The following is a 9,295-nucleotide window of genomic DNA, read 5'->3' on the forward strand; positions in this document are numbered from 1 at the left end:
CCTGCCGCCGCCACGCGCGCCGCGACAGCAGGTAGAGGGCGGCCAGGCCGATCAGCGGGACGGTGGCGGTGCGCGTCAGGCCGGCGAGCGCGAGGAGCACGCCCGCCACCGCGCCTGTCCACGTGCCTGTCCACGCGGCGGCGGGCGTGGACGCCTCGCGCCGCCACATCAGCACGAGCAGCGCGGCCACGATGAGGAAGACGACCTGCGAATCCGACAGCACGGCGTGCTCCAGGCGGACGAACGCCGGGTCCAACAGCACCGGCACCGCCGCCAGCGCCGCGCCCCAGCCCGGCAACGACCGGCGGCGCAGCAGCAGGTAGATCATCGACCCGGTGGCCAGCCCCATCGCGTGCTGCACGCCGACGACCAGCTCCACGCTGCGGAAGGGCCGCAGCACCCACAGGAACCACGAATAGCCCGCCGGGTGGAACGCGCCCTCCGGCCTCATGTGCACGGCCGTGTCCAGGTACGTGAACGAGTCGTACCAGTACAGCCGCGCCGTGTCGTACCCCAGCATGACCAGCACGCGCAGCGCGGCGGCGAGCACGAGCACGCACCCGAACAGCCCATGAGCGCGCACGAGACCGGCACGTTCCAGGCGCGGCTCCACGAGCGTGGACGCCATGGCCTTCTCCCCCGAGAGAGCCGGGCGGTTCCCGGCTTCAGGGCGGCCAGTCCAGCGCGTCACCTATAACCTGAACGTCACCGTTTCTGGTTATGCGCGCGTTATGCCGACCAGAGCAGACTGGCGGGCATTTAACGATCTTTTGGGGGCGCGGTGCGGGTTTTGGTCGCCGAGGACGAGCGGATGCTCGCCGACTCCATCGCCGAGGGGTTACGCGGGGAAGCACTGGCCGTCGACGTCGCCTATGACGGGGACGCGGCGCTCGAACGGCTCGGAGTGCACGACTACGACGTGGTGATCCTCGACCGGGACCTGCCGCTGGTGCACGGGGACGAGGTGTGCAAGGCCGTGGTGGAGCGGGGCTGGCCGGTGCGGGTGCTCATGCTGACCGCTGCGGGCGACGTGCGGTCCCGGGTGGCCGGGCTGTCGCTGGGGGCCGACGACTACCTGCCCAAGCCGTTCGCGTTCGAGGAGCTCGTGGCCCGGGTGCACGCGCTCGGGCGGCGGGCCAGGCGGGCCGACCCGCCGATGCTGGAGCGGGCGGGGGTGCGGCTGGACTGGGCGCACCGGCAGGTGTTCAGGGAGGGCCGGTACGTGCCGCTCGCCCGCAAGGAGTTCGGCGTGCTGGCCGAGCTGCTGCGGGCCCAGGGCGCCGTGGTCTCGGCCGAGACGCTGCTGGAGAAGGTGTGGGACGAGCACATCGACCCGTTCACGAACACGGTGCGCACGACGATGATGAAGCTGCGCAAGAAGCTCGGCGAGCCGCAGGTCATCGAGACCGTGCCGGGGTCGGGATATCGCATCCCATGAGCATGCGTCTGCGGTTCGCGCTGGCCTGCGCGGGCGCGTTCTTCGTGATCGCCGCTCTCGCCGTGACCGCTGTCTTCTTCGTCGTCCGGACGAGCCTGCAGTACCGGGCCTCGGTGTTCACCCCCGACCACATCAGCGTCCAGCGGGACGGCTACGGCATCTGGTCCTCTCGGTTCGAGGACGGCTACGAGCTCGCCCGAGGCTTTGCGCTCAAGGCGCACGCCACATACACAACCAGTCTCCTCGACAACGTGCGCAACGCCGGCGTGCTCGCCGTACTCGGCGGCACGGGGCTCGCGTTCGGGGTCGGCTGGCGGACGGCCGGCATGGTGCTCCGCCCGCTCAGGAACGTCACCGACGCCGCCCGCAGCATCGCCCAGAGCCACGACCTGAACGGACGGATCGGCTACGAGGGCCCTCAGGACGAGATCAAGGAGCTCACCGAGATCTACGACACGATGCTCGGCCGGCTGGCGCGCTCGTTCGACGGGCAGCGCCGTTTCGTCGCGAACGCCTCGCACGAGCTGCGTACGCCGCTCACGATCAACCGCACGCTGGTGGACGTGGCCGTGCGGCGGCCGGACGCGACCGACGACGTCAAGCGGCTCGGCGAGTCGCTGCTGCTGGTCAACGCCCGCCACGAACGTCTGATCGACGGCCTGCTGGCGCTGACCGAAGGCGAGCAGGCGGTGCTGGATCGGCGGCCGTTCGACCTGACGGACGTGGCTGAGCACGTGCTGGACCAGGCAGCGGCCGAGGCGGCCGAGCGTGAGGTGACCATGCACCGGCTGCTCGACCCCGCTCCGACGGCGGGCGAGGCGGTGCTGGTGGAGCGGCTGGTGCAGAACCTGGTCGAGAACGCCATCAGGCACAACCATCCGAAGGGCGAGGTGTGGGTGACGACGCGGCGGCGGGCCGACCGGGTCGAGCTGGTCGTGGCCAACACGGGGCTGCAGGTGCCGCCGTACGAGATCGAGACGATCTTCGAGCCGTTCCGGCGGCTGCATGGGGACAGGCTGCGGTCTGACCGGGGCAGCGGGCTGGGGCTGTCGATCGTGCGGGTGATCACCGAGGCGCACGGCGGCACGGTCACGGCCACGCCCAGGGACGAGGGCGGGTTGACGATCACCGTCGAGCTGCCCGTCCACGCCGAGTCCCCCTGACGGGCCCCCTGAACGGCTCAGTCCAGGCCCTGGATCTCCCAGAGGGCCGTCTCCGGTATGCCCGCCTTGACGAGCTGCTCCCACGTGCCCGTCCGGTCGGCCGGGTCGGCGAGCATGGCCTGAAGGAGGGGCCGCAGCTCCGCGTGGTCGGCCCCGTCCTCCGCCCACATCGCGCCCAGCGCCCGGTGCATGGCGGGCGAGCGCACGGCCACCGTCCGCACCAGCTCCTCCAGGATCGCCAGGCGGTCCCGGTACGGCAGGAAGCGGCCCTCCCCCAGGGCCCGCACCAGCAGGTCGAGCAGCCGCCGGTGGCGGGGTGTGTGGCCGGTGGCGACCGCGACGACGACGTCGCCCATGCCGCCGGTCTCCGCCCCTCCGAGCACGACGTCCTCCTCGCCGTCCTCGACCACGCGGTGCGCCGACAGGGCGGTGACCAGCCCGGTCCAGCCCTCCTGCCCGAGCTGCCCCTTCCACAGGTGGCTGAGGGAGGACCACTCCTCCAGGTGGTCGGGGCCGGGCAGGATCGACGAGACGCGGACCGGCTCCTCTGACGCGCAGACGATGAGCAGGGTGAGGTTCGCGGAGTAGGCGGCCAGGCGGCGGGCCAGCGTGTGGCGTACGGGCCTGAACCCGGTGAAGTGGCGGCGCGGCCGTTCGTGCAGCGACCGGCGCAGCAGCCCGGCCAGCAGCTCCACGCAGCGCGCCCGCACGGCGGAGGGCACCTCGTCCAGCAGCTCCAGGATGAACCCCACGGTCGCCCCGCGCTCAGCCAGGCAGGAGTGGGACGTGACCGCGTACAGCAGGTCGTCGTCCACCGCCTGCACCAGCGCGAGCGGCTCGTCCCCGGCCAGCCGGCGCCTCCTGTCGAGGTCGCGCAGCGCGTACATGGCCAGCCAGGCCACCAGGAACTCGCCGAACGTGGCGTGCAGGAACGCGTAACCGTTCCTGGTGCCGTTCCTGCGCACGAAGAAGAACCGCTCGGTGGCCTTGCGGACCCAGTCGATCCGGCCCTCGTCGTCGTCCGGCTCGTCCTCTCCGCCATGACACAGGGCGGGCAGGTCCCGGGCGAGCGCCTCGCCGGTGATGACCTGGCGGCCGCGGGCGAGCATGGACAGCGCCACCGTCCCGAGCAGGACCAGCTCCTGGTCGATGGCCACCCGCCGCACGCCGCCGGTCTCGCGTTCGGTGTAGTCCCGCAGCAGCACCTCGTACAGGCGGGCGCGGCCGAGCGGGCCGTGGTCGTGCTGCAGCGCGTTGCCGCCCGCGTCGTAGAGGGCGAGCAGCAGCAGGAGCAGCGGCTGCCTGGCCATCTCGCCGTGGACGAGCGCCGCCGCGGCGGGCAGGGGCTTCAGGTCGCGGCGGGCGAGCAGGGCGCGGTTGGCCTGGTCCCAGATGTCCAGCCACTGCCGCACCTGGTCGTCGTCGAACGGCTGGAGCTGCAGCCCCAGCAGCCCCTCGGGGAGCCTGATCCGATCGGCCACCACGGTGCGGCTGGTCACGATCACCGCCACCGGGCGGCCCAGCTCCGCCTCCCTGGCCTGGAACTCCTGCACCCGTTCGAGGTAGTCGTAGCGGTTGACGCCGCCCTGCACCAGCTCGTCGAAGCCGTCGAGGAGGATCACCGGCATGGCGCCGTCCGCGGCCGTCACCAGCTCGGCGTACTGCACCTCCTCCCCCAGCACGGCCGCGATCGCCTGGTCGATCTGCTCGGTGACGTCCGCCCGCGCGGCCACGCTGCCCAGCTCCACCCTGATCGGCAGGAACTCCGACCTGGCCAGCCGGGCGGCGAGCACCTCGGTCAGCTTGGTCTTGCCCGAGCCGGGCTCGCCCAGCACGAGCAGCGGCGCCTGGGTGGCGCGCAGCGAGGTCAGGTGGCCCACCAAGAACGCCTCGGCGTCGGGCAGCAACCGCTGGTCATCCCACCAGTTCAGCAGCGCGGGCGCGGTCTCGCGGGTCAGCTCTGCCACCCGGAAGCGGGGGCTGAGGTAGCCCTCGCCGAGCAGCGGGAGCGAGACGTCCTCGGGGAGCTTGCCGGCCAGCAGCAGCGGCCGGTCGAGCAGGTTGGCGGCCATCCTGGCCAGGTGGATCATGGGGCGGTCGCCGACCCGGGGAGGGGCCTGCTCGGCCAGCAGCCAGGCCACCCGCGACAGCGCCGTGGCGGGCGGCGGCTTCTCGGTGACGAGGCTGCGTACTCCGAACTCGTGGCTGTCGAGCGCCAGCGACCGGTAGTCCTCGTCGTAGATGCGCAGCGCATGCGCGGGCGGGCCCTCGGCGAGCATGCGGGGCAGCAGGAGCTGGTCGTCGACCGTCAGCTCGTCCCAGACGGCCAGGCCGCCCACGTAACCGGCCATGGCCTCGGACATGCGCAGGTAGGCACGTTCCACGGCCAGCCGGGTCTCGGCGTACGGCAGGTGCGGCTCGGGCGTGGGCAGCCGCTCCAGGAGCAGGCTCGCCACCAGCCTGGCGAACCGCTCGGGCGTCGGCACGCCGTGGGAGATCTTGTCGCCGCGGTCGAGCTTGTCGAGTGTGAACGGCAGCTTCGCCTCGCCGAGTGCCTCGAAGTAGGCGGAGACGACGATCACGGCGTGCGCGGCGGCCAGCCGCTGCGTGCGGGTGAACCGGTCGACGCCGCTCTTCAGCTCGGGCATGCGGCGTACGACGTCCTTGCCATAGAGGACGATGCTGTTGCGCATGTCGGCCAGGCCGGTCGCCAGCTGCCCCGCGCCGGCCAGTGCCCAGCCCGTGCGGGCCGCCGCCGAGGCGAATCCGATCACCTTGACGAGCCTGGCGTCCTTGCATCCGAGGATCCTCAGGGCGTCGGCGTAGCTCGGGGTCTCGATCATGTGCCTTCTCCCGGGGACTGGGATGTCCCATCATGCGCTGTACGGCCGGGGTCTTCAGCGGACGTTACCGGCCCGTCATGTTCGCTTCAGGGCCTCCTCGATCTCCGGCAGCGCGGCCGGGTCCTCGATCGTGGACGGCGTGGTGTACGGGTGGCCGTCGGCGATGTCCCGCATCGTGGCGCGCAGGATCTTGCCCGATCGCGTCTTCGGCAGCCGCGACACCACGACGGCGCGGCGGAAGGCGGCGACGGGGCCGACGCGCTCGCGTACGAGGGCGGTCAGCTCGCGCTCCAGCTCTTCCGGGTCGCGTTCCGCCCCTGCCTTGAGCACCACGAACCCGACGGGGAGCTGGCCCTTCAGCTCGTCGGCCACGCCGATCACGGCGCACTCGGCCACGTCGGGGTGGGAGGCGATGACCTCCTCCATCGAACCGGTCGACAGGCGGTGGCCGGCGACGTTGATCACGTCGTCGATGCGGCCCATGACGTAGAGGTAGCCGTCGGCGTCCACGTGGCCGCCGTCGCCCGTGAGGTAGTGGCCGGGGTAGCGCGCCAGGTAGGAGCGCGTGAAGCGGGCCTCGTCGCGGAAGAGGGTGGGCAGCGCGCCGGGCGGGAGCGGCAGCTTGATGGTGACGGCGCCGTCGACGCCGGGCGGGCACTCGTTGCCGTCGGGGTCGAGGATGCGTACGTCCCAGCCGGGGACGGGCTTGGTGGGCGAGCCCGGCTTGAGCGGCAGCGGTTCGATGCCGACGCAGTTGGCGGCGATGGGCCAGCCCGTCTCGGTCTGCCACCAGTGGTCGATGACGGGGATGCCGAGCAGGTCCGAGGCCCAGTGGTAGGTGTCGGGGTCGAGGCGCTCGCCCGCGAGGAAGAGATAACGGAGTCGGGACAAGTCCCACTTTTTGGCGAAATCTCCGGATGGGTCCTCTTTCTTGATGGCCCGGAACGCGGTCGGCGCGGTGAACAGCGTGCGGACCCCGTGGGTGGCCACCACCCGCCAGAACGCGCCCGGGTCGGGAGTGCCGACCGGTTTGCCCTCGTACAGCACGGTCGTGCAGCCGGCCAGCAGCGGCGCGTACACGATGTAGGAGTGGCCGACCACCCAGCCCACGTCGGAGGCGGCCCAGTAGACCTCGCCGGGGGCGGCGCCGTACACGTGGGACATGCTCCAGTGCAGCGCGACGGCGTGGCCGCCGTTGTCACGCACGACGCCCTTGGGCGCGCCGGTGGTGCCGGAGGTGTAGAGGATGTAGAGCGGGTCGGTGGCGGCCACGCTCACGCACCCGGCCGGCTCGGCGTCGCGTACGGCCCGCGCCCAGTCGAGGTCGCGGCCCTCGTCGAGCTTGGCCACGCACTGCGGGCGCTGGAGGATCACGCAGCGGCCGGGCCGGTGCGCGGCCTGCTCCAGCGCGGCGTCCAGCAGCGGCTTGTACTCCACCACCCTGGACGGCTCGATGCCGCAGGACGCCGAGAGCACCACCTTGGGTCTGGCGTGGTCGATCCGCACGGCCAGTTCCCTGGCCGCGAACCCACCGAACACCACCGAGTGCACCGCCCCGAGCCGGGCGCAGGCCAGCATCGCGACCACGGCCTCCGGCACCATGGGCATGTAGATCACCACGGTGTCGCCTTTTTCCACGCCGAGATCCCTGAGCATCCCCGCGGTCCTGGCCACCTGGTCTCTCAGCTCGCTGTAGCTGAAGGTCGCCGTGGTGCCGGTGACGGGGCTGTCGTAGATCAGCGCCGCCTGGTCACCGCGGCCGGCCGCGACGTGCCGGTCCACCGCGTTGTGACACGTGTTGAGCCGCCCGTCGAGGAACCACCGGCCGCCCGCGGTGACGGTGGCCGGAGCCACGTCCCAGTCGATCCCGCGCGCCGCCTCCGCCCAGAACGCTCCGGGGTCCTCGATGCTCCGCCGGTAAGCCTCGTCATAAGCGCCCACTTGTCGATCAGACCAGCCCCCGCCCCCATCACGCAAGATATTGGGATGAGCGATGACTTGATCCTTTCCGTTGTCATGGGGTCGAGAGCGTACGGGCTCGAGACGGACGGCTCGGATACCGACCGGCGAGGGGTGTTCGTGGCGCCGACGGCCGCGTTCTGGCGGCTGGACAAGCCGCCCACGCACCGGGACGGGCCGCTGCCCGAGCAGTTCTCGTGGGAGGTCGAGCGCTTCTGCACCCTCGGGCTCGACGCCAACCCGACGATCCTGGAATGTCTGTGGTCCCCCATCGTGGAGGTGATCACGCCTGCCGGGCGGCGACTGCGCGACCTGCGCGGGGCGTTCGTGTCGGCGCGGGCGCAGCGCTCGTTCGCCGGGTACGCCGAGGACCAGTTCCGCCGCCTCGACCCGGCCGCCCCCAAGTGGAAGCAGGCCATGCACATGATGCGGCTGCTGCTCAGCGGTCTGCACCTGGTGCGGCACGGGGAGCCGCTGGTCCAGGTCGGGCCGTACAGGGAGCGGCTGCTGGCCGTCAAGCGCGGCGAGGTGCCGTGGGCGGAGGTGGACGCCTGGCGGGCCGCCCTGTCCGCCGAGCTGACGGCGGCGCCTTGCGTGCTGCCCGACCGGCCGGACCGCGAGCGGGTGGAGGACTTCCTGGTCGGCGTGCGCAAGGAGTTCCTATGAACGTGGACGCCACGGGGCTGCCGGGGTGGCTGGCGGAGGTGGCCGGCGAGCAGCCGTACGCGCTGGCGTTCGCGACGGTGAGCGGCGCGCACCTGTACGGGTTCCCCTCGGTGGACTCGGACGTGGACCTGCGCGGTGTGCACCTGCTGCCGGTCGAGGAGGTCGCGGGCCTGCGGCACGGGCCGGAGACGCTGGAGCGGATGTGGACGCGCGACGGTGTGGAGGTGGACCTCGTCACGCACGACCTGGCCAAGTTCTGCCGGCTGCTGCTGGGCCGCAACGGCTACGTGCTGGAGCAGCTGCTCTCGCCGCTGGTCGTGGCCTCCTCGCCGGTGCACGAGGAGCTGACGGCGCTCGCCCCCGGCTGCCTGACGCGCCACCACGCCCACCACTACCTGGGATTCGCCCGTACGCAGTGGCGGCTGTTCACCAAGACCCGGGAGCTGAAGCCGCTGCTCTACACCTTCCGCGTGCTGGCCACGGGCACGCATCTCATGCGCAGCGGCGAGCTGGAGGCCGATCTGACGCGCCTGTACGAGTACGGGCCCGCGTACCTGCCCGAACTGGTCGCCGCCAAGCGGGAGGCCGAGCACGGCCCGGCGCCTTCCGCGGCCGGGCTGGAGGCGGACGCGGAGCGGATGACGGCGGCGCTGGAGGAGGCGCGTGACTCCTCCGGGCTGCCCGAACGGGCGACGACCGAGGCGGCGCTGCACGACCTGGTGGTGCGGGTGCGGCTCCGCGGCTGGGGGCGTGGAGAATCCGTGACGTGACGTTGGTGACCCGCCAGGCCCTGGCCCACGAGCCCGGCCGGTGACGGGCCGTCGCCAGGGTCAGGCCTGAAGCCTGGGCAGCAGCGCCTCCGCGTCCGCCTGGGTGACCTGGATGCCCAGGCGGTCCCGCAGGGCCGACATCAACTCTCCGGCTGTGGACACCGGCAGGTCCTCGATGCGGATGCGGGTGTCCGCGGTGGTCCGCTGGGCGAGCATGTGCCGGGTGAACGGCGAATGCGGGCTGTTGGCCACGTAGAAGTTGGCCACCTCGAAGTCGCTCGGATAATGCGGCTCATCCGGGCGGAACGCGTACAGCTCGGACGAGCCAGCATGCAGCACCCAGAAGTCCCCGTCCCTGCCCAGCCGCCACTCCCACGGGCCAGACCGCACCGTGGCCCCGTCAGCGAACGCGATCGGCTCCACCAGCCCGTCCCCGCCGAAGCCCACGTCGGCCAG

8 protein-coding genes are annotated in these 9,295 nt (G+C 72.0%); 4 read left to right on the forward strand and 4 right to left on the reverse strand.

Annotated features, from left to right (window positions below; all coding sequences use genetic code 11):
• Positions 1–628 (reverse strand): phospholipid carrier-dependent glycosyltransferase (locus AB0J09_RS45175; protein ID WP_360705652.1); only part of this gene is annotated, 628 nt, incomplete at its 3' end.
• Positions 629–781: 153 nt separating this feature from the next.
• Between AB0J09_RS45175 and AB0J09_RS45180 the strand changes: the two genes are divergently transcribed.
• Both AB0J09_RS45180 and AB0J09_RS45185 read left to right on the forward strand, forming a co-directional pair.
• Positions 782–1,438, forward strand: coding sequence for a response regulator transcription factor (locus AB0J09_RS45180; protein ID WP_360705655.1), 657 nt, complete (start codon positions 782–784; stop codon positions 1,436–1,438).
• Entirely contained in the window at positions 1,435–2,601 is a 1,167-nt protein-coding gene (locus tag AB0J09_RS45185) for a HAMP domain-containing sensor histidine kinase (RefSeq protein ID WP_360705657.1), read from the forward strand. Before AB0J09_RS45180 ends, AB0J09_RS45185 begins: the two co-directional genes overlap by 4 nt.
• 17 nt (positions 2,602–2,618) lie before the next feature.
• Here AB0J09_RS45185 and AB0J09_RS45190 read toward each other — a convergent pair whose 3' ends face one another.
• Positions 2,619–5,444: a hypothetical protein gene (locus AB0J09_RS45190; RefSeq protein ID WP_360705660.1), complete on the reverse strand. Its 2,826-nt coding sequence runs from the start codon at positions 5,442–5,444 to the stop codon at positions 2,619–2,621.
• Positions 5,445–5,519: 75 nt separating this feature from the next.
• Positions 5,520–7,385 carry a propionyl-CoA synthetase gene (locus AB0J09_RS45195; protein ID WP_360705663.1) on the reverse strand — a complete coding sequence of 622 codons (1,866 nt, stop codon included), beginning with the start codon at positions 7,383–7,385 and terminating at the stop codon, positions 5,520–5,522.
• Between the two features lie 45 nt (positions 7,386–7,430).
• On the opposite strand from AB0J09_RS45195, the gene AB0J09_RS45200 reads away from it, so the two are divergent.
• Positions 7,431–8,069 (forward strand): nucleotidyltransferase domain-containing protein, encoded by a 639-nt coding sequence (locus AB0J09_RS45200; protein ID WP_360705666.1) that lies wholly within the window; start codon positions 7,431–7,433, stop codon positions 8,067–8,069.
• Complete coding sequence (locus tag AB0J09_RS45205; protein WP_360705669.1) at positions 8,066–8,839, forward strand: nucleotidyltransferase domain-containing protein; 774 nt, start codon at positions 8,066–8,068, stop codon at positions 8,837–8,839. Before AB0J09_RS45200 ends, AB0J09_RS45205 begins: the two co-directional genes overlap by 4 nt.
• 60 nt (positions 8,840–8,899) lie before the next feature.
• Here AB0J09_RS45205 and AB0J09_RS45210 read toward each other — a convergent pair.
• Positions 8,900–9,295: arylamine N-acetyltransferase (locus tag AB0J09_RS45210; RefSeq protein WP_360705672.1), on the reverse strand; the 396-nt coding region annotated here is incomplete at its 5' end.

It is taken from the genome of Nonomuraea sp. NPDC049784 (genome assembly GCF_040659615.1).
Classification (GTDB): domain Bacteria; phylum Actinomycetota; class Actinomycetes; order Streptosporangiales; family Streptosporangiaceae; genus Nonomuraea.